Below are 18,901 nucleotides of genomic sequence, written 5' to 3'. Positions count from 1 at the left end.
CCGAAGATCAGACAAAAACTCAGAACCAGTCCGCAATGGGGATGCAGTCTCAACCATACGGAGTTCGGCGGTCATGGATATCTCCTGCCTGATATGGACCATGTCGCAATGGCCTCCTGCTTCGAGCTGATCGATTGCGTCGCAAGATCATTTGTATACAACCTGTACATATTTTTCCGAGTGTCAAGCCTTGTCTTGCGATGGCCGGTCTGTTGATGATATTCGGAGGGCACTGTCGACGGTCGGATACAGTCCGGCTATCTGGAGACGCTCGATGCTCGATCACACGCCACCCCTGACCATTTCACGGGAAGATTTTCTCAAGGACGGAAGCGACCAACTGTTCCGGGAAGCTATCTACACTTTGGTCCTCAGCGTCGAGAAACTGCTGAGATGCAGAAGCGCTTTTGCCCGCATTCTTGGCCTGACCTCCTCGCAATTCGCCGTTCTCATGGGGGTGGCGTCACAGCAGAAATCAAAGGGCGTGACAATCAAGGCCTTGGCCGAACACGTCGCCTTGGCCCCAACCCACGTGACGACCGAGATCGGGCGACTCGAGGCCAAGGGCCTCCTCGCCAAGCGAAGCAACAAGACAGACCGCCGCAGTGTTCTCGTATCCCTAACGCCGAAAGGAGAAATGGAGATTGCACGCGTTACCCCGGTCGTTCGGGAAACCAATGACCTTTTATTTCGAAACGTCGGCTTGAACAGCCTTGTGAAGACTCACCTCATGGCGCTGAAGGTTGTCGCTAATTCTGAGGAAGCACTTGTCCATGTCCGGCATGTCGCGGCGGCCACATCCAAGACGAAGGTCCCGCGGCACTAAGTCTTCACGTGTCAAAACGCAGGAAAGCGATCTTGCGGATTAGCAGCCGTAAGCGACCGTTCTTCCTGAGCGATCAGGCAGTTTCAACAAATGCGGTTAAAATGACGGTTGCGTCGCACGCAACGATTTCGGCGAGCCGCCGCTTCCGCGCATTCACGAAACCGCATCGCTTTCGCCCAAGTTCTCTCCGCCTAGGCGAGGCGCCGCCTATCGTCTTTAACCGATTTCGGCCCGCCAGCGCCGCATGATTTCGTTGCTCTGCGCCAAGCTCAGCGCTGAGGTTTTTGGGTAGGAGTCGCGATGCTGGAAGGGGATGCAAGCGTCTATGATCATCTTGGAATTGGATGTCAGGCCTGCATCGCGGTCAGCGGCCGAGATGCGCGGGTCAAGCGATGAACTCCAGGCGTTTCGGATGATGTCGACGTCTTCAGATGGCTCCGCTCGCGTTGTTACGGCCCACATGACGTCGGCGAGGTTCGATGGGTCGACGTCTTCATCGACCACGACCACGATGCGCCCCATATAGCTGTTCGCCGCCGCGATCAGCGCGGCGCGCTTGGCATGTCCGGCGTAGCGCTGCTTCAGCGAAATAACGGTCATGAGCTGCGAAACGTGCTGCCAGGCGCCGGCGATGTCGGTAACACCCGCCGCTTCCAGATTGGACCACATGCTTGCGGCGCGGAACGAAAGACCAAAATGGAAACGCGGCGGCTTGAGCGGCGGCGATCCAAGCAGGATGGGATTATGGCGGTGATAGATGGCCGTGACGTGCATGATAGGCGCTGGCCGCTTGTCCGCCGCGTAGTATCCAGTGAACTCGCCGAACGGACCTTCAGGAAGACTGTCTTGCGGGAAAGGCATGAGAAGGCCTTCCAAGACTATTTCAGCCCTTGCGGGGATCGGCAGTCCGGTTCGCGGCCCAGGATGAACCGGCACCGGCGCACCCTTGATTGCACCGGCGAAATCGAGCTCGGAAGCCCCCTCGGGCAGGTATTCGAAACCGGAAATGAAGAGGGCCGGATCCTGGCCGCATACAATTGCGACGGGACAAGGTTCGCCCTTGTCCCAATAGCGTTTGGAAATGATGGCGCCATGGCGGCCATTGTGATCGAACTGGATGGTGACGCGCTTTTCGTCGTGCACCTGGATCCGATAGATGGAACTGTTGACCCAGTTGCTCTCCGGGTCCCTCGTCATGACGAGAGCGCCGGAACCGATATACGGGCCGCCGTCGTCTGGATGCCATACCGGGCTCGGCAATCTCCGGAGGTCGACATCCTCGCCATCCATGACGTTCTCCAAATAGGGAACATCGTCTGTTACCTGGGGTGCGATCAATGTCAGCTTGCTGCGACGCTCCTTCCACGCGCGCAGCGCATCGAGCGGCGTAAGCGTATGGTCGATGCCGAGCGCCATTGCGGCGCGCTTTGCGCCCACAGTCGCGTTAGTAAAGACGCGATTTCCCGCCGGCTGTCCGGGTATTTTGTCGAACAGGATTGCTGGGCAGTGCGAGAGGCCGGCAGCTACCTCGGTGATGGCGCCGATTTCATATTCCAGTCGAGCTCCCGAAACACGCCTGAGGTCGCCGATGGCGTCCACCTTGTCGATGAAATCGCGGAGGTCGCTATAGTCAACGTTCATGCTTCATCTCCTGCCCTGCTTCTACTTGGCGGCACCTGCCGAAACCAGCCTTGCCAAGCAAAGAATTTACACTATGTACATAAATTGCCTGGTTGTCGATGGTCTTGGGATTCGGCATAGCATGGCGATAGCGTTCGGAGCCAAGCATTGACCATGACAGACGGGGCACAGAAGCGAATCGTCGTTGGCATCTCGGGGGCTTCTGGCATTGTCTATGGCGTGACGGCGCTGCGCATTCTGCGTGACCTTGGATACGAGGTTCACCTTGTTATGACGCGGTCGGCGCTAGTCACACTTGCCAGCGAGATGCCGATGAAGGTCAGTGCCATCGACGCGTTGGCGGGAGTAGTTCACAACATCAACGATATTGGTGCTTCGATCGCCAGCGGATCGTTCAGGACAATGGGTATGCTCGTCGCCCCCTGCTCGATCCGAAGCCTGTCGGAAATCGCCTACGGCACCACGTCCAACCTGTTGACACGGGCAGCGGACGTCGTCTTGAAAGAACGCCGCCGGCTGGTGCTGATGGTGCGCGAGACGCCGCTCCATGCCGGCCACCTGCGAGCCATGACCCTAGCTACTGAATCCGGCGCCGTCATCATGCCTCCTGTTCCAGCTTTTTACGCGCGACCAACTTCCATCGAAGATATTGTCGAGCACAGCGTTGGACGGGCGCTGGATCTGTTCGACATCGACAGCGGAGCCGTGCGGCGATGGAAAGAACCCCAAGCCCCGCCCGCCAGTCGATGACCCAACCGAGCATCGACCGAGAGACCGTCTGGGCGCAGATACTCGAAATATACGCGGTGCCCGGCGTGCAGCCTGCATGCCTCCTTCTACAGGACCGGTTTTGTGTCGACATCATGTTACTCCTGTTCTCGCTGGCTCTGGGGCGGTGCCGACGCCAGCCGCTGGACCGATCCGACATAGTTGAGGCTGATCGGTTGATTGCGCATTGGCGCGTCACCGTGGTCCAACCGTTGCGCGGCGTTCGCAAGTCGCTCAAGGATCGCGTCGAGCCCGTACCGCCAAGTCAATCGGCGTCGATCCGCGAAGCCATCAAGCGCGCCGAGCAGTCAGCTGAGGAAATCGAGTTCGAAGTTCTGGCGGAGCACCATGCCAACCGGTCGGTGCTTCGCGCCGAACACGGATGGGCAGAGGCCGCGATCGAGACCGTCGTCGCATATTTTGCTGGCAATACGGTATCAAGCACCGCTGCCGAACGCGCGGAAGCCGTCGCCGCAATTGCCTACGCCGCCGAACTAACGCGCACCCAAGACCGGGTTTAGACGTCAACACCTTGAAACGGCAGCGTCGCTCACAGCCTGCGTTCGCTTGATCGACCTGTGGTAAGACGATCACCTTGGATCACGGAACGCGAGCACTTGCCTCATGGCAAAGCCCGCCTTCGCGCGATCAAGCTTGTCGTCGCTCCTCAGTCCTGCGGGGGGCAATCTCTTTGCTCACCTAGCAGGCGAAGAAGAGTGGCGTTTGACTCTGACGATGGGTCTCGTCGCGTGTGATAGGCGAAAGTTATCTCGATTCGAGCCGTCAGCGAGCAATCCAGCTGAGCCATCGCCAGTGATCTCGTCCAAGCCGGCACATGCGGTCGCGGTTCTTCGAGAACTCCCAATGGTCCCGGGCGCATCGTTGACCCCGACGCCCACGAACCAGCGGAACAAGAGGTCTCACTCCAGCCGCTCCATCAGGTGTCGTTCCGAGCGGTCGAATAGTGGCACAAATTAGCATACCGCTCGCTCTTTCAGGCGAAATCAACGGCCGTCGATGCGCAAATATATCACGGCGAAGTCCGGCTCCAGCGCCGACAGCGCCTCCCTCATGATTAACCGGATCGTCTGCAGCGGACGATTGCGCCGAACCCCACCTCAAGATCAAAGCTGACAGTTCGCCAGTTTCGATTGTCGACGCCGCGCTCCCACCATCACTTATCGGAGACACTGTGTCGCTCTCATAGCGTCGCCGCGAGCGCCGCTTTCAACCGCCTCCTACAAGTTAATTTAAAAGAAGACCACGCCATCCAGCACTACAAATGGGCCGCGGGTAGCCTCGGCTGCAGTTACCCTCCTTTTGTAGGCCTCTCGTAACGCAACAATTCGGTCATGAAATCTGTTCGCCCAAGTCATGTCTGATCTTCCTGCCACTTCCGTGGCTTGCAACCGCGACTGCTACAGATCGGTAGGACGCCGTGTGACAGGGTGGAGGTCGTTGATGACGTCGCTACCACAACGGCCAAGTATGGTCGTGTCAGTTGGCAATAATGCGTCCGAGAGGCGTGGACCGCGTCTGGCTCAGGATCCATCGGCGACCAGGGAGGCCGTCGGGTGCGGCGCAATGCGACGTGTGTTGGGTCGAGGTCGGTCTAGAGTACATGCGCTTAAACATTGCTGAGTTTGTCCCGGAACGTGGAGAAGAATTCGCCAGCCAGCTTCTTAGAGGTCGACGCAATCAGGCGGTTGCCGAGCTGCGCAATCTTGCCCCCAATATCGGCCTTGGCCGTATACCTTAGAACCGTCGCGTCCGAACCGTCCTCCGTCAAAGTAACGTCGGCGCCGCCTTTCGCGAAGCCGGCGATGCCGCCCTTGCCCTCGCCCTCTATCGTGTAGGAATACGGCGGGTTGAAATTCTTCAAGGTAACCGCGCCGTTGAATGTCGCCTTTATTGGTCCGACCTTAAGAACGATAGTAGCAGTCATCTCATTGTCGGCTGACTTTTCAAGGCTTTGGCAGCCGGGAATGCAGGCTTTTAGAATCCCGATATCATTAAGTGCGGCCCAAACCGTATCCAGCGGTGCCGCGATCCGCTCTTCGCCTTCGATGACCAGCGCCACGTCCATTTCTCCTCATGCCATGTATTTGTGGGAAACTACATCCTGACGCGCAGGCCTTTATGATCGTAAAATGGCGTCAGTTGCACTGTCGCGAGATACCGTTTTGAGGGCTGATTCGACTTCCGCCCTCCGACAGTCAGCTCGAGTCGAAGCCTGCGGGATTCTTGACGTACTCCATGCTTAGAGAGGCTTCGAGCCGGAACCCCAGACTCCCAAGGCGTATAGTACCCACACGCTGACCGTCCCGCCATATCACGTCGTTGTACCGAAGTACTGGCGTGGCTCCGGATATTTCGACAAGTCGTTCATCTTTCAGGGCTGGATAGATCGAGCCTTTCTGCAGATAGCGGTTGCCTGTCATACATCATGGCTCTCTCATTCCCGCTGTCGCGAGCGCTTACCTATCATTCCACGCTGCAAAGAGCGTGACAAGCGATTGTCTACAATTATTATCTATCAATGATATATAAAAACAAACACAAATGCCACACAACCGATCACGGCCCAACAATCAATCAGCCGTGTCTCACCCAGCCAGGCAGCGGCCAGCAGGCGAGCTGGCTGGTCCATTTGGTGCATCGGCGCCAGATTCTTTTCGGCTCGCAACTCGAGATACTCCACCCATAGCCAGCCGTGACAATTGTCAAGCGGGCTTCCGCAAGTGTTCCATAAACCGGCGCGCCGCGAACGGTCCGCGCCGCTGTTTCGAATATGATCGCGGCAAGCTTCGGTGCAATCTGCCGCTCGGCCGCATTGCGCGACGAGAGGGCCGGCCCGTCGGGCTTGCGCATCGTCGGACAGGGGATGTTGTGGATCGGCATGTCCACGTCGCGCGCAGCCCCACAAGGATACTGACGATCAGTACGTTCATCGCCACCTCCCCGCCTTTGCCCCTTTCTTCGCGGGCGACCTTCGGCGCGCCGCTGATGAGACATGCCTCGGCAGCCGGAAAGCGCCAGCTCGCGCTTCGGCCGCATAGCAGGCCAGATCGCCGAGACGCTGGTCCGTCTCTATCTGCTGATCCTCGATGAGCTCGGATACCTTCCGTTCAGCGCCTCAGGCGGTGCGCTGCTCTTCCACGTGCTGAGCAAGTTCTATGAGCGCACCAGCGTCATCATCACTACCAATCTCAGCTTCAGCGAATGGGCTACCGTCTTCGGCGACGCCAAGATGACCACCGCTTTGCTGGACCGCCTGACCCATCGCTGCCACATCTTGGAAACGGGCAACGACAGCTTCCACTTCAAGGCCAGTTCGGCCGCCGCAGCACAAGAACAGAAGAGAGGAGAGGAGAAAAGGCCAATCCCTTGACCAAATCCTTATCAGAAAACCATACTCAGAGGTGGCTCACTCCCAATGGAAAAATCGGCTCAGTTCTGCGCGGAAAACAACACGCCCTCGGCCGGAAGCGACGACCGATACGCTCCACAAGCCTTTGACGATCTCGACCTACTGTCGGGCGTGGTCGACGCGCCGCCTCGACTGAGTATGGAGATGGCCGAGCTGATCCGTTTCAAGACCTCGACGCTGACGGCGATCGGCTTCCAACGCAACGGCGTCTGGAGATAGGAAACAGCCTCCCAGATGATCGAACATCTCGGCTTGATGTTCGGGGCGCTCGCCGCCTCCCTCTCGGACATCGTCAAGGGTCGCGGCATCCCACTCAGCAGCCTGACTTTCGCATTCCCACCATCAGCATGTCTTCCTCCTATTTGGCGTAGAAGCCGCGCCGCCGAAACGGACCTTGATTGCCGCTCGCACCGCCAGTTGATTTCGCCGACCTTGAACCGATCCCAGCCCAATGAGCAGGAACGAGCATAGATATCAACGAGACCGTCGATGAAAACTCGAACGAACCGCGAGTGACTATTGTCACGCGGTGCGTGCGGTTCATGCAAAGGACCGCGACGGGAACGGGAGTTCGAACTTACGGATCTTTCACCAACTCACCAAACGAGATCGTCAGGCTATCCGTGAAAAGGCCATTCCGGCGATCCTGACAAGTCTGGAGGAAGTCAGCCTTTGGCTTACCGGTGACGGGCTGCCGTAAAGTATAGCGGTTTGCGGGTTTAGGCCGATAAACACCATATTTTCCCCAATTCAAAAGCCGGTGCAAGGCTTGAGTATCAGCTGTAGCGGGTGCGGTTCTCTTGGTCGTTTCAGAACCGCCATGTCAAATCTGCCTGGGCGCCGTTCTCATATGCATCCGAGCCGAATTGTCCCGAATAGGCAATGCCGAGAGTTGCGGCCGGGGTGAGCATGAAATCGACGCCCAATTCCGCAACGAGAGAATCGCGTGCGATTGGAGCGCCGGCCAGTCCAAACGTACCCCCGCCCGAGTCGAAGGCCAGCGAGGCCGTTGGCGTCACGTCTCCGAACGCGTGCCGCCACCCCAGCGTCCCGTGCGCCGCCAGCCTGTCCGTCAAATCCATCGACGCGCGCAACCCCAGCGTGGTGTAGGTGGTGTCCATACGTCCCGAACCCGACGTGGCAAAGACGCCGCTGTCACTCATATCGCCATTGACATGCACATAGGCAAGGTTAGCGAACGGCTGAAAGGTCGAAGCGCCATGGACGAAACTGTAGGCACCCTCAGCGAACAACTGCGTGGTCCCGAGAGTGTATCCACCTTGCTGCTGGCCGCCGATGCCCACCACGGCGACCTGACGTGATATTTCGATATCGTTCCATGTGTAGGCTGCACCACCGCGCGCACTCCAACCCTCGGACTGCCATCCACCGTAAATTGCGACATGATAGCTGTCGCTGGAACCCGACGCTGCGATGTCCGTGGAGTTGAACGAGCTGTGGCTGTAGCCGCCGGCCAAGCCAAAACGCCAGGTCTCACCGATCGACACGTCGGCTCCAGAAATAAGGCCGCTGATCGAATCGGCGATTTGAGCCGCATTGCCGTCTCCATCGAGAACGCCCTTGCTGCCAAGGGCGCGCCCCCAAATCGCATAAGTAGGCGCAGACTCGATCACACTAGAGCCGCCGACAGCTGCTGGGTTGGTTTCATTCTGCTGCCCGGGGATCGCGTCACGAAGCCGATCGTTTACCGCGTCGCGCAGGAAGTGCGACTGCCTGGACAGCACGCCGAGCGCGCTGGCATGTATGGACGCGTTGCTGAGGCTGGAGAAGGCAGAACTCGCCCGAGCTTCCGTCGCGCCGACTACTTGCTGCCACGCAAGGTTCGATGGAGCATTCTCCAGCGCATTCGCAACCGCCACTTCGTTCGCAGTCGAAGCGAATTCCGAGAACCGCTCAGCGCTTCGCGACGTCGTCAGATAACCATTGTAGCCGTCCTCGCTGAGGGTGAAGGCCAGGAATGGGAAGTCGGCAACGACGACAGTCGGCGACTGCACGCTGAGACCGTCCTTCGTCGTCAGGATTGTATAGGTGATGCCCGGCAGCACCGGTGATAGTGCCGTATCGTCCCGTTGGATTTCAAATCGCGAGCTCAGGATAGTCGCGCTCTTGCCGACCTCGATGCGGTCGCTGGCATGGCCATTGATCTGGACCGTGTAGTCCGAGTTAGACTCCATCGTCAGGTTGCCGTTGATATGCAGCGTCCCGATCGAATTGCCCGGCGCGATCTTGCCGCCGTTGACATCGACCTCGCCGTCGACATTTTCCGAGCCGGCAAGGGTGCCGCCTTTGTTCACGACAAGCTTCGGCGTAACCAGAGTGCCGTTCACCGCTAGCGTTCCTCCGTCGATGGCGGTTCCGCCGCCGACCACGTCGCGTCCCGTTATCGACAGCCTGCCGTCGCCGTTCTTGACGAGGCGACCGGTGCCGGACAGCGTGCCGGCATAGGTTCCGTCATGGTTTTGGTCGAAAAGGAGAGTGCCGTCATTGAGAATGGCGCCCTGCAACGCCTGGGATGTCCCGCGCAAGGTGCCCTCGCGCACCGTAGTGCCTCCAGTGTAGCTGTTGCCCTGCGCCAGCGTCAGGACACCTTGGCCCATCTTTACGAGACTTCCGTCGCCGTAAATCGTTCCGTGGAAAGTTCCGTCCTCGATCTGATCGAATAGCACTGTGCCCGGATCAGGGTTGCTGCGGTCATCAACAAAGGCTACGTCGCCGCTGATCGTATTGCTGTCGCCCATGAGTGTGCCCGCATAGATGGCATTCCAGGAATAAGAGTTTCCTACGTCCCAAAGCGCCAGCGTGCCCTCACCGAACTTTTCCAGCCCGCCGCCCGTGACGGCACCATAGATGTTGAGCGTCTTTTCATCGCTTACCCTGACCTTCCCGCCGTCAGGTCCAAGGGCGACTGAACGTCCGGTCGAAAAGCCCTCTTTTGCCCACAAGGTTCCGCCCGCGATGCTCACGCCCTTATTGACCCTGCCAAGCGCCGCGTCCGACGTGACCTGCAGCGTACCGTCCAGGATCGACGTGCCGCCGGTATAGCTGTTGGCGCCAGTCAAATTGAGCTGTCCGGAGCCGCTCTTGATGAAGGTGCCAGTCCCCGAAATCACACCGCTCCAAGTCAGCAGGCTCGAGCCTACATCGATCCCGCCGTTGCCTTGCAGATCAAGGTTGCGACCGATAGCCAGGTGAGAATCAGCGCCACGGGTTGTCCCGATGCTGCCACCGTCAATGACGATTTGCCCCGTGCCGAAATTGGCATCCGTCGAGAATAGCAGCCGACCGCCCTTCACGGTGGCGCCGTCGAAGCTGTTCGCGGCGTTGAGCACCACGTCGCCGGCGCCAGTCTTGGTTAGATGCCCGCCGCTCACCACGCCGTTCAGCACCAGCCGACCTCCGGTTCCGGCATGGAAGCCGCTCGGTCGCACTGTGTCCGTAAAGATTTCAACCGTATTGCCGATGCTCGCCGCCGCACTTTCAACACCGAGCATCCCGCCATCCAGCGTGACACGGCTGGCAGCGTTCAGAGCCGAGGACGAGCCGAGCAGCAAGGAGCCGTCTCTGATCCCGGTGCGACCAGTATAGGTGTTTTTTCCGGTCAGGACGAGCGCGCCCGCACCCTCCTTGAATAGTGTTCCCGTGCCCGAGACGACATGGGAATAGGTGCCGTCGGTGTGCTGATCGAAGTACAGCGTGGCGCGATTGTCGATGTTTGCGGAAAGGCTCGATGAGTTACCTTCTAGCGCGCCAGCCTCAATTAGAATCTGATCTGAAAAGCGGTTTTTCCCGGTCAGGATCGTCGTGCCTTCCCCTCGCTTGACCAAGTAATAGTCGCCGCCCGTTCCAGCGACACCGGTTTCGGTACCGATCTCATCGCTGATACGCTGCACCTCTCCACGTCCCGGTGCCAAGGTAAGCGAACCTGAGCCTTGCATGAAGATACCGGTGATCAAGCCGGTACCGTCATGACCGCCGCCTATGCCGCCAATGCCCCCAGCCACTGTGTTGCCTGAGATGCTAAGGTTGCCTTTGAGGCTTAAGCTGCCTTTACTTTCGACAAAAATGGCACCGCCGATGCCGCCCCCACCGCCGCCACCGCCTCCGCCAGGCCCATGACCATTCATAGAAACACTCACACCGCCGTCGCCGCCGCCAAGCCCACCTTTACCCGGAGTTGCACCTCTTGCGGCAGCGCCGCCGCCACCGCCACCAACGCCACCATTGCCGCCGTGCCCGTTGTCCATCCCGGCCCCGCCGCCGCCGCCTCCGACGGAGCCCGACTGCGCCGGGGTCGCTCCCTCTCGGTTCGCGCCGTCGCCGCCGCCGCCAACGCCACCCGCCCCACCAAAATAGCCATGAGCATCCCCACCATCTCCCCTGCGGCCACCGCCGCCCCCACCGCTGCCACCGCCATGGTGTGTGGAATCTCCGCCTTCCCCGCCCTGGGCGAGATTGTCCTGAAACGAGACGTTCGTTATCGTCACATCCGCACCGGCTCCAACATACAGGCCTCCACCCAGTCCACCGCCACCACCACCAGCTCCCGCATCTTCCTGGGGGCTATAAAAGCCCCCTGACTTGCCACCCTTGCCGCCCACGACCTTTGCGTCGACAATCTTCAAATCGTTGATCGCCACCACGACCCGGCGGCCAGGATGGATGGTCTCGTTCGCCTCGACCACGAACGCCCTGGAATCGCCACCGCCAGAAAGCGTGTGGCCGGCCCCGTTGAAGGTGACGCTCTTGTAGATCAGCGGAAGATTCGCGGTGAGGGTGATATCGGTCGTGAAGGTGATTGTATCTCCGAACGTCGCGGTGCCGATGGCCACGCGAAGCTCATGTTCGCTCCTGACAAGATAATTGTGGGCCATGGCCGGCGCTGCGACCAGGGACGCAGCGCTGCCGACGAGGACTGCCAGCGTCAATCGCGAGGCCGATCCGCGAAGGACAGCCAAGCGCTGGGGGGAAAACATTGATCGGGCACCTGACGAAAGGCCGCGGCAATGGCGACCACGCAATTCGAATTTACCCATGCTCGTCCCTCATTTCACTCGTCAACCTAGCTGCACACAGTGGTTGGTAGTACGCCCATATCCAGATTCTCTGGACGTACCTTCTTTTTGTTTTGATCCGAAACACCACGCCGCTGACAAAAGAATGTTCGTTGAATATCTGTCGATCTGGTCCATGCAGGACAACAGATTCGGATGAGAACCTGATGCTCCTGCTTACAAGTCAGGACCGCTGCGGCTCCACATCCCTCAAGTCAAAGGAGTACATTGGCGCCTGACCAAACCCCTGCTCAAAGTCCATGAGTCCACAAGCCGTTCCAAACCAACCCGGCCTATAGCAGGCAATTGTTTGCCTGGTGTTTGAAAGCGCCGATCTGTCTGGCAAAGTGAGGCTAGTACCTCCAAGCGTCGGCTGATGGTATGAAACGGGGAAAGTCGCGCTGGAGCGAGCGTAACCGTGGCTGGGAGGTACTGATCCCGTCCAATGCCTTCAAGAAGGCCGGCTCCTCCTTCTTCGGGCAAAAGCCGTTTCGGCTGATTTTGCCAGGCCTGCGGAATCTCTACGCATATCTCGAGGCCAATATTGATCGGCATCGCGGTGTGCTCCTAGGCAGCGCCAGCGACCCAGGTACGGTGACGGCGGAAACAGACAAGCAAGCAAGCCCCCCTATGGTGGTGTGCATGAAGTCCTCTTGCGCGAAGGTTCGTCAGCCGCATTGGCCGAGACCCTCCTTGCCAAGCAGGGCTCGGGCGTCCTTTTTGACGCCGGCCTCTTCGCGTGTGCATCGCCAACGAAACCCGACAAATGGAAAATCATCCTGCCGGCCGCGCCACACGCGGCCGTCCCGAATGTTGATCCTCCTCCGGTTCTCGCCTCGCGAAACGGCTGCGCCGTCCTTCACTGACGTTGCGGCCCGCAGACAAAATCTCTCCCCTTTCCGACTGCTCGCGGACGGGTTCGCGAACCTGCGGCCCTGCGCTTGCCGACCTCGTGACGGCCACGACTGGCGCTGCCTCGAATGGAGGTTCAGGAAAATGAGCAGGAAAGAGAACAAACCCTAAGAGCGGCGTCCAACGACTTTCGTGAATCGTAACGGCAGGTTCGATTCACGCGCTGATGGGTGTTTCTCCCTTTGAGCCCGCCTGCGCGACGCTATGCCCGGAGACAACATCGACCGGCGTGTGAGGTCAGGAATTCGGAGGAAACCTTGTTCTTGCCCGCGACCGCCTTCATGTCGTTTCGCCGGAACCAGATGGCGCGACCGCAGCGCAGCGGCGCATTGCCGCCGGTGAACACGATATGCCGACTTGACCTGCGCTGGTGCGAGTGGATGAATCGGATCGAGGCCGTGCTGTTTGCAGCGCCAAAACCGGTGGAGCGCGATGCTCTGGCGTGGATTGCCACTTCTGCTGCGGTGCCGGACCGCGGTTGATCTGACCCAGAACGGGGCCATGGTGCTGGTGTCGATCGCTTATTATCAGCCGGGACGCGGGCCGGGTGTCGGAAATCGTGGCCCGTGAGGTGTCGCGCGACGTGATTGGAGCGCTGCGGGAAGAGAATATGATCACCGGGGCCACACAGCCCAACGGCGGGAGCGCCGTTCACCTATGTGACGACCAAGGAATTTTTGGAGCATTTCGGGCTGGATGCGCTCTGAGACCTGCCCGACGTAGAGGCGATCGAGGATGCTGGTCTGCTGTCGGAAACGAGGCCATTTCAGCAAGCACCATGCCGGGGATTGCAGGCGCGGACGACGAGACCGACCAGCTCGTTTTTTGATATGGGATATCTGCCCAGTCCTTGTCGTCACCGCTTGATAAAGCAGCTCTTGGTAGCTTCTGCCTGTTTGGCTAGACGGACGTGTGTCTGGACGTCACGCGCTGACGACCATGGCTTGCAGCAACGGTACTGGATCGCTCGGGTACTCAGCCATGAACGCGTCTGCCGACCGGCGGCCGTCCGCGAATTCGCCAAGAATCTCCTCAACGACCGAATTGTGATAGGCGGCGAGCCATTCGAACTTGGCCCCTATACGGTCGCTTGTTTCAGTTCCACGAACTGGTCCGTGAGAAATGTGACTGCGGCGCTTTGGATGCCTAAGCGCGTCCTGCGGACCAGGCTCTCGGCTGGCGAACAGCCTCAATGCAGGATATATTGGCGGAGCCGAAGCTCCGCCCGGCGGCGGCAAATCACGCCTCAGCTCAGGTGGCGCCGTGGCGTGGCATGCACTAGAGTCGAAACTGGATCATGCAAGTGGCGACCGATAAGAACAACTGTTCGGTAGGGCAGCGTGCGTGCGCGTGCAAAGGTGGGGCATACTGGCAAATGACACGACAGCTAGAGCCGGCTCGGTTGACCTGGTTGTGCTATGCGGCGATGGTATGCTTGGCTATTGGCGTCAATCTGCTGCCCGTTTTTTTGATACAGATCGGCGTCACTTTCGGCGGGGAAGAACCCCTGAACCAGGAAGTGCTGGGTCGGCTGGGATCGCTGATCTTTACGGGTCTGGTCGTTGGTATCGTTGTGACCGGGCCACTTGCCGACAGGTATGGTGCCAAACCATTTGTCTTGCTGGCCAACCTTTTGATGGTTGTTGGACTGGCAGGAATGGCCGTTTCCGCAGGCTTTCTGACGCTCTCGATAATGTTGTTTATCCTGGGTCTCGGTGCCGGGATGCTCGACATGATACTCAGTCCCGTTGTTGCGGCACTGAATCCCGAACGGCGCATGGGGGCGATGAATTGGCTGCATTCTTTCTATTGCGTCGGCGCGGTGATCACGATCCTGATCGGCACAGCAGCACTGGCTACCGGATACGATTGGCGCGACGTCTGTTGGGTCTTGATACTTTTGCCGTTAGGCTTGGCGATTGCATTTCTGCCGATGCGCTTTCCAACTCTAACGACGGAAGACGGGCGTATGCCGATGGCTGCGCTTTGGCGAAAACGTTGGTTTCTGGCTGCGCTTCTGGCGATTTTCCTGGGCGGTGCGACCGAGCTGGGCATGGCTCAATGGCTTCCTGCCTATGCCGAGCTTTCGCTTGGCTTTTCCCCTGTGGCGGCCGGCAGCGCGTTGTTGTTTTTCTCCGTTGCCATGGCGGTCGGGCGCATGGCAGTGGCGATGTTGGAGGGCCGGGTCAGCCCGTTCGCCGTTCTCGCGGTGGGCAGCGCGCTGACGGTCGTGCTGTTTCTGCTGGGCGCATTTCTGCAAAATTCGAATCTGGCGCTGCTCGCGTGTATCGCTGCTGGATTTACCGGCAGCAGCTTATGGCCAACGACCCTGGCAATCAGCGCCGACCGCTATCCCAATGGCGGCGCGAGCATGTTTGCCGTGCTCGCCGCTTTCGGAAATGCCGGTGGCATGGCGATGCCTTGGCTCGTCGGCGTGGTTGGAAACATGCATGATCTGAGGTGGGGCATCGCGACATCCGCAATCGCGCCATTGCTGATGCTTCCACTGGTCGGGCTACTGTGTCTGAGAACTGACCAAAAGCAAGCTATTCAGCCCGCAAGCTGAGCAAGGCCGATAGCTTCTTCGCCACTTTCGCGCCGCTGTCGAGGCCGCCTTCCATATATCCGGTGAAGAGAAGGTTCGTATATTCACCTGAAAAGAACAGCTTGTTTTCAACCCCCTTATCCAATTTAGGATAGATGGTCGTAACCTCGCCGAGTCCCGGCGAACTGTAGCCGCACCGGGTCCACTTGTCGTCTGGCCAACCCATGAACATGGTCTTCTCGACGTGCGAAGAATAGCCGGGATAAATCTGCTCAATGTAGCTATTGAACGTTCTATCGCGCGTTTCAGGAGCGAAATTCAAACAGTCCTGGGCAGCCTGACCTCCGGAAAACACAGTGAGACAGGCTGCCTCGTCGTCGCTGGACCGCTGCCCATCGGTTGCCTCCCAGGTTTCGCCAACGGGCGAGTCGGTCAGCGAGCCTGGCACCAGCCCATCCTTGACCCAATAGGGGCGAGAGACTTTCGAAAGATATTTGATCGCCGGTCCAGTAGACGGCTGATAACCGCGCGGAAGCGCAGGCTCGATGACGAAGTTGTCCCATGTGCTTGGGGGAGCCGTCAAGACGACGATGTCACCTTCGATATTGGCTCCATCTGCCAGACTAATCTGTACCCCCGACCCAGCAAGACCGATGCGGGTGATGGGCGCCTGCAGGCGAATATTCTCCGAGCCAATAGCTTCGGCCAGTTTGAAAGCCAGGCGCTGGTTGCCGCCAATGCAACGGAAAACCTCCGTTTCCGTCCAGAACTTCTCATATCCGCCACCTGCTACGCTGGCGAGGGTGCCGAGATAACTGCTTTGGTCTGGACGGCTGGCGTCGTCATTGGCCAGAAGGGTCAAAGCACCGTGCCGCGCCGTGTCTTCCAACTCCCAGGACGCAAATGCCGCTGCCAGGCTGGTGTTGTCCAACTCAACGGCGCCAGGCGTGTCCCACGGTCGATCAAGGTCTATCTTGCGGGCATCCGCATTGAGAAATGCAAGCGCCTGCTGAATTTGCGTCCACAGCACTTCCAGCTCCGGATTGTTAAACTGCTTGCCGTTGAGGATGATCGGCGTCTCGTTGGGATCCGGCTCGGTGACGTCTCGGAACTCCAGGCCGAAATGTTTGCCATACGCCATCCAGGTCGGATGGTTGGACCCGATGAGCTCGGCGCCGCCTTCGACCACTTTGCCCTCGATAAAATTCGGCAGTGACAGGACGCGGCCACCGACCCTATTGCGGGCTTCCAGTATGGTCACCCGGGCTCCAGCATTGCGAAGTTGAAAACCACAACTTAGTCCCGCAAAGCCAGCGCCGATGACGATCACATGAGGCGGCGTTGCGCTTGTCTTCGCCGAGGCGAGATGTCCAGGCAGCAAAAGGCCCGCACCTGATGCCGCCGCTCCCTTAAGAAACTGGCGACGGGTCACAGCATCCGAAGAAGCCCCGACGCGCCGCGCAATTTTTCCAATCAGGCCAGGTCTCAAGATGCACCTCTCGGAAGCGTTTTCAGCCAATTCACCACGCCGTCGAGGGAAGCGAAGACCCCGCTGCACAGCGCAGTGATCTCATCGGTGCTGGGCAGAAGGTCTGGGACAAGGACAACTGGCATGCCGCCCGCGGTAGCCGCGCGAACGCCACTATGTGCGTCCTCAAAAACCAGGCAATGACCGGGTGCCTGGTTCAACCCCTGCGCAACTTTCAAAAAGATTTCAGGATCTGGTTTGCCGTGGCTCACCTGATCGCCTCCGACCACAACAGAAAACTTGTCCAGGATGCGATGATGCTCCAGTCGACTTCTGGCCTCTTCGGTAAGTGTCGAGGTGCCGATGCCACAGGGAAGTCCCCCCTGCTCGGCCCAGTCTAGAACCGCATGAACGCCCGGCTTTAAGGGGATTCCTTCGGCACGGACGATTTCGTCATAGAGCGCTCGGGCTCGGCCCCGAAACATCTCGAGCGGAAATTTCGGGCCGAACGATTCGACCAATTGCCTCTCGCAGTCCGCGATGGTGATGCCGATCAGCTTTAGATACAGCGCGTCAGTAAGGTCGAACCCGAGATCGCCTGCAGCTTCCGTCCAGGAGCGCTTATAGACGCCTTCCGTATCCATCAGAAGCCCATCCATGTCGAAGACGAGGGCCTTTGGCCGTTGTATCATGACGACGCCTCCGAGGGGAAACCGCCATATTCCGCTGTCTCATCCGGTTCGATGGCATGGAATATGTCCACCCGTGGGTCGGCGAAGAAATTGTCAGTCGCCTCGTCGCACCATGTGCTGACTTCGCCGATCAGTGTCCCCGCAGCGGATGGCGCGAATTCGTGCCAAATGCCGGGCGTCAGCGTAATGCGTTCGCCGGCCTTCAGGAAAAAAGCCTCGCCTGAAAGCAGCCGTCGCATTTCCCGATTGATCTGCACCTCCACGGCGCCAACAGAAGGAGTAAGTCTGGGGTTGTCCGCCCAGACAGTGAGCCGAAGTTCGCCCGACCGGCAGATGATGTCCTCTTTCTTCTTGCCATGAGTATGCGCCGGCGTCGACATGTTCTCGCTGGCATACATGATCTTCTCACAATACTCAGGCTCATTGGCGAGAAGAACTTCGACCAGCCCCGCCGCACGGTAGTCGCCGAGACCGAAGTCGGTCGCGGCGAACTGAGCATTGGGCGGCAGTATCCAGCCTTGCAGACGAAAGCACTCGTCTGCTTCCCGGCAGAGACGGTTCACCTCACTTTGTTTCATCTCAGCCGGCCCGCAGCATTTCCAGAGCTTCGTCCGCTGTTTTTTCGTCGTGGAGAATGCCTTTGAGAGCTCGCGTCATGGCGGACGGCTTCTCGTGCTGAATGATGTTGCGTCCATAGATCAGGCCGGCAACGCCTTGAGCCACGAGACGTTCGGTATGCTCCAGAACTTCGCGGTCCGATGCCTTGCTTCCGCCGCGTACAGTGACGGGCACGCCGGATGCGGCCTCGATAACCCGGTGGAATTCTTCTTCCGGTTCGGTCGCATCAGTTTTGATAAGATCGGCACCGAGTTCCGCGGCCATGCGCGCAAGTGTCGTCACCCGTTGCGGGTTTCCGTCGCCGATGTAGCCGTCCCTGCTGGTTTTGAAGGACAGTGGCTCGATAGCCATCGGCATCCCGTACCGATCGCAATCGTTCTTTACGCGAAGAATGTTCTCGACACACTGGTTCAGCATCTCGGGATGGTCGTCGATCTGCAAGAGATTGAGCAGAATGCAAGCAGCGTCCAGACGCAGCGCAATTTCCACCGCATTATCGTAGGCACGGCAATGAAGGCGGGATACAGGAGCGATGGTATTGTAGAAATTTGCAGGATCTACGCGCAGCAGCAGGCCGGGCTTGCCGCGACCGGGTAGCTTCTGGAGATGCGGCGCCTCGCCAACTGACAGCAGAATACCGTCCGCGTCGGCACCCGCGACTTTCGAGACGCTTTCCGCCATGTTTTCAATGCCTGGAAGAAAGGCATTGTTGTTAAACAAGGCATGATCGATTGCTACAATCAAAGCGCGCTTCGAAGTAGGATCGAACAACCGTTGAAGCCGGTATTTTTCCATTTCTCTATCCTCACGGGAACAAAAAGACACTTACACAGCGGTGATACGGCTTGCTGCTAGCCTGGCCGCCTTGAAGCGGCCGGCCAAGGCAGGCGTCGGCGATGGCTGCCTCCGGCTGCACCTTTCCATTCAAT

Annotated in this window: 13 protein-coding genes and 3 pseudogenes; 7 read left to right on the top strand and 9 right to left on the bottom strand. The window is 59.0% G+C overall.

Annotation, left to right across the window (positions count from 1 at the left end):
- Positions 1-274: 274 nt before the first annotated feature.
- Positions 275-826: a MarR family winged helix-turn-helix transcriptional regulator gene (locus ICI42_RS22570; RefSeq protein ID WP_188166863.1), complete on the top strand. Its 552-nt coding sequence runs from the start codon at positions 275-277 to the stop codon at positions 824-826.
- A gap of 216 nt (positions 827-1,042) precedes the next feature.
- Here the strand turns inward: ICI42_RS22570 and ICI42_RS22565 are convergent, their stop codons facing one another.
- Entirely contained in the window at positions 1,043-2,467 is a 1,425-nt protein-coding gene (locus ICI42_RS22565; RefSeq protein ID WP_188166862.1) for a UbiD family decarboxylase, read from the bottom strand.
- A gap of 153 nt (positions 2,468-2,620) precedes the next feature.
- On the opposite strand from ICI42_RS22565, the gene ICI42_RS22560 reads away from it, so the two are divergent.
- Both ICI42_RS22560 and ICI42_RS22555 read left to right on the top strand, forming a co-directional pair.
- Positions 2,621-3,217 (top strand): UbiX family flavin prenyltransferase, encoded by a 597-nt coding sequence (locus ICI42_RS22560; RefSeq protein ID WP_188166866.1) that lies wholly within the window; start codon positions 2,621-2,623, stop codon positions 3,215-3,217.
- On the top strand, positions 3,181-3,756 hold the full coding sequence (locus ICI42_RS22555; protein ID WP_188166861.1) for a TIGR02444 family protein: 576 nt from the start codon (positions 3,181-3,183) through the stop codon (positions 3,754-3,756). The genes ICI42_RS22560 and ICI42_RS22555 overlap by 37 nt, the downstream gene beginning before the upstream one ends.
- Before the next feature lie 1,106 nt (positions 3,757-4,862).
- Here the strand turns inward: ICI42_RS22555 and ICI42_RS22550 are convergent.
- Together ICI42_RS22550 and ICI42_RS23855 are read right to left on the bottom strand one after the other, a co-directional pair.
- A complete protein-coding gene (locus tag ICI42_RS22550) occupies positions 4,863-5,315 on the bottom strand; it encodes an SRPBCC family protein (protein WP_188166860.1) in 453 nt (150 codons plus the stop codon).
- A gap of 515 nt (positions 5,316-5,830) precedes the next feature.
- The gene (locus ICI42_RS23855; protein WP_230980516.1) at positions 5,831-6,106 is read right to left on the bottom strand and encodes a hypothetical protein; all 276 of its coding nucleotides are present in this window, start codon (positions 6,104-6,106) and stop codon (positions 5,831-5,833) included.
- A gap of 190 nt (positions 6,107-6,296) precedes the next feature.
- Here ICI42_RS23855 and ICI42_RS22540 point away from each other — a divergent pair.
- Positions 6,297-6,626: pseudogene (locus tag ICI42_RS22540) on the top strand (ATP-binding protein); the annotation flags it as partial.
- Between the two features lie 87 nt (positions 6,627-6,713).
- A pseudogene (locus tag ICI42_RS22535) lies at positions 6,714-7,031 on the top strand (hypothetical protein); the annotation flags it as partial.
- A gap of 443 nt (positions 7,032-7,474) precedes the next feature.
- Here ICI42_RS22535 and ICI42_RS22530 read toward each other — a convergent pair.
- Positions 7,475-11,611 carry an autotransporter domain-containing protein gene (locus ICI42_RS22530; RefSeq protein WP_188166859.1) on the bottom strand — a complete coding sequence of 1,379 codons (4,137 nt, stop codon included), beginning with the start codon at positions 11,609-11,611 and terminating at the stop codon, positions 7,475-7,477.
- A gap of 501 nt (positions 11,612-12,112) precedes the next feature.
- On the opposite strand from ICI42_RS22530, the pseudogene ICI42_RS23840 reads away from it, so the two are divergent.
- Positions 12,113-12,361: pseudogene (locus tag ICI42_RS23840) on the top strand (hypothetical protein); the annotation flags it as partial.
- Between the two features lie 490 nt (positions 12,362-12,851).
- Here the strand turns inward: ICI42_RS23840 and ICI42_RS22525 are convergent.
- A complete protein-coding gene (locus tag ICI42_RS22525; RefSeq protein ID WP_407945195.1) occupies positions 12,852-12,995 on the bottom strand; it encodes a type IV secretory system conjugative DNA transfer family protein in 144 nt (47 codons plus the stop codon).
- A 1,029-nt stretch (positions 12,996-14,024) separates the two neighbouring features.
- Between ICI42_RS22525 and ICI42_RS22515 the strand changes: the two genes are divergently transcribed.
- On the top strand, positions 14,025-15,215 hold the full coding sequence (locus tag ICI42_RS22515) for an MFS transporter (RefSeq protein WP_188166858.1): 1,191 nt from the start codon (positions 14,025-14,027) through the stop codon (positions 15,213-15,215).
- On the opposite strand, the gene ICI42_RS22510 is transcribed toward ICI42_RS22515, so the two are convergent.
- From ICI42_RS22510 to ICI42_RS22495, 4 genes are read right to left on the bottom strand one after another with little or no spacing between them, the layout of a single operon-like run.
- On the bottom strand, positions 15,196-16,683 hold the full coding sequence (locus ICI42_RS22510; RefSeq protein WP_188166857.1) for an FAD-dependent oxidoreductase: 1,488 nt from the start codon (positions 16,681-16,683) through the stop codon (positions 15,196-15,198). The genes ICI42_RS22515 and ICI42_RS22510 overlap by 20 nt on opposite strands.
- Complete coding sequence (locus ICI42_RS22505; protein WP_269140809.1) at positions 16,680-17,354, bottom strand: HAD family hydrolase; 675 nt, start codon at positions 17,352-17,354, stop codon at positions 16,680-16,682. The genes ICI42_RS22510 and ICI42_RS22505 overlap by 4 nt, the downstream gene beginning before the upstream one ends.
- Positions 17,351-17,932, bottom strand: coding sequence for a D-lyxose/D-mannose family sugar isomerase (locus ICI42_RS22500; protein WP_188166855.1), 582 nt, complete (start codon positions 17,930-17,932; stop codon positions 17,351-17,353). The genes ICI42_RS22505 and ICI42_RS22500 overlap by 4 nt, the downstream gene beginning before the upstream one ends.
- A 1-nt stretch (position 17,933) precedes the next feature.
- Positions 17,934-18,767, bottom strand: a complete 834-nt coding sequence (locus ICI42_RS22495; RefSeq protein WP_188166854.1) for a class I fructose-bisphosphate aldolase — start codon at positions 18,765-18,767, stop codon at positions 17,934-17,936.
- Positions 18,768-18,901: the final 134 nt, after the last annotated feature.

It is taken from the genome of Oryzicola mucosus, from assembly GCF_014534685.1.
Taxonomy (GTDB): domain Bacteria; phylum Pseudomonadota; class Alphaproteobacteria; order Rhizobiales; family Rhizobiaceae; genus Oryzicola; species Oryzicola mucosus.
The sequence above is the reverse complement of the archived record's forward strand: the minus strand, read 5'-3'. Positions and strand labels throughout refer to the sequence as shown.

Bases quoted from the DNA above. Each gene is read 5' to 3' on its own strand.
- ICI42_RS22570 (WP_188166863.1), top strand. From the start codon at position 275: ATGCTCGATCACACGCCACCCCTGACCATTTCACGGGAAGATTTTCTC.
- ICI42_RS22500 (WP_188166855.1), bottom strand. From the start codon at position 17,932: ATGAAACAAAGTGAGGTGAACCGTCTCTGCCGGGAAGCAGACGAGTGC.
- ICI42_RS23855 (WP_230980516.1), bottom strand. From the start codon at position 6,106: ATGCGCAAGCCCGACGGGCCGGCCCTCTCGTCGCGCAATGCGGCCGAG.
- ICI42_RS22495 (WP_188166854.1), bottom strand. From the start codon at position 18,767: ATGGAAAAATACCGGCTTCAACGGTTGTTCGATCCTACTTCGAAGCGC.
- ICI42_RS22515 (WP_188166858.1), top strand. From the start codon at position 14,025: ATGACACGACAGCTAGAGCCGGCTCGGTTGACCTGGTTGTGCTATGCG.
- ICI42_RS22505 (WP_269140809.1), bottom strand. From the start codon at position 17,354: ATGATACAACGGCCAAAGGCCCTCGTCTTCGACATGGATGGGCTTCTG.
- ICI42_RS22555 (WP_188166861.1), top strand. From the start codon at position 3,181: ATGGAAAGAACCCCAAGCCCCGCCCGCCAGTCGATGACCCAACCGAGC.
- ICI42_RS22560 (WP_188166866.1), top strand. From the start codon at position 2,621: ATGACAGACGGGGCACAGAAGCGAATCGTCGTTGGCATCTCGGGGGCT.
- ICI42_RS22565 (WP_188166862.1), bottom strand. From the start codon at position 2,467: ATGAACGTTGACTATAGCGACCTCCGCGATTTCATCGACAAGGTGGAC.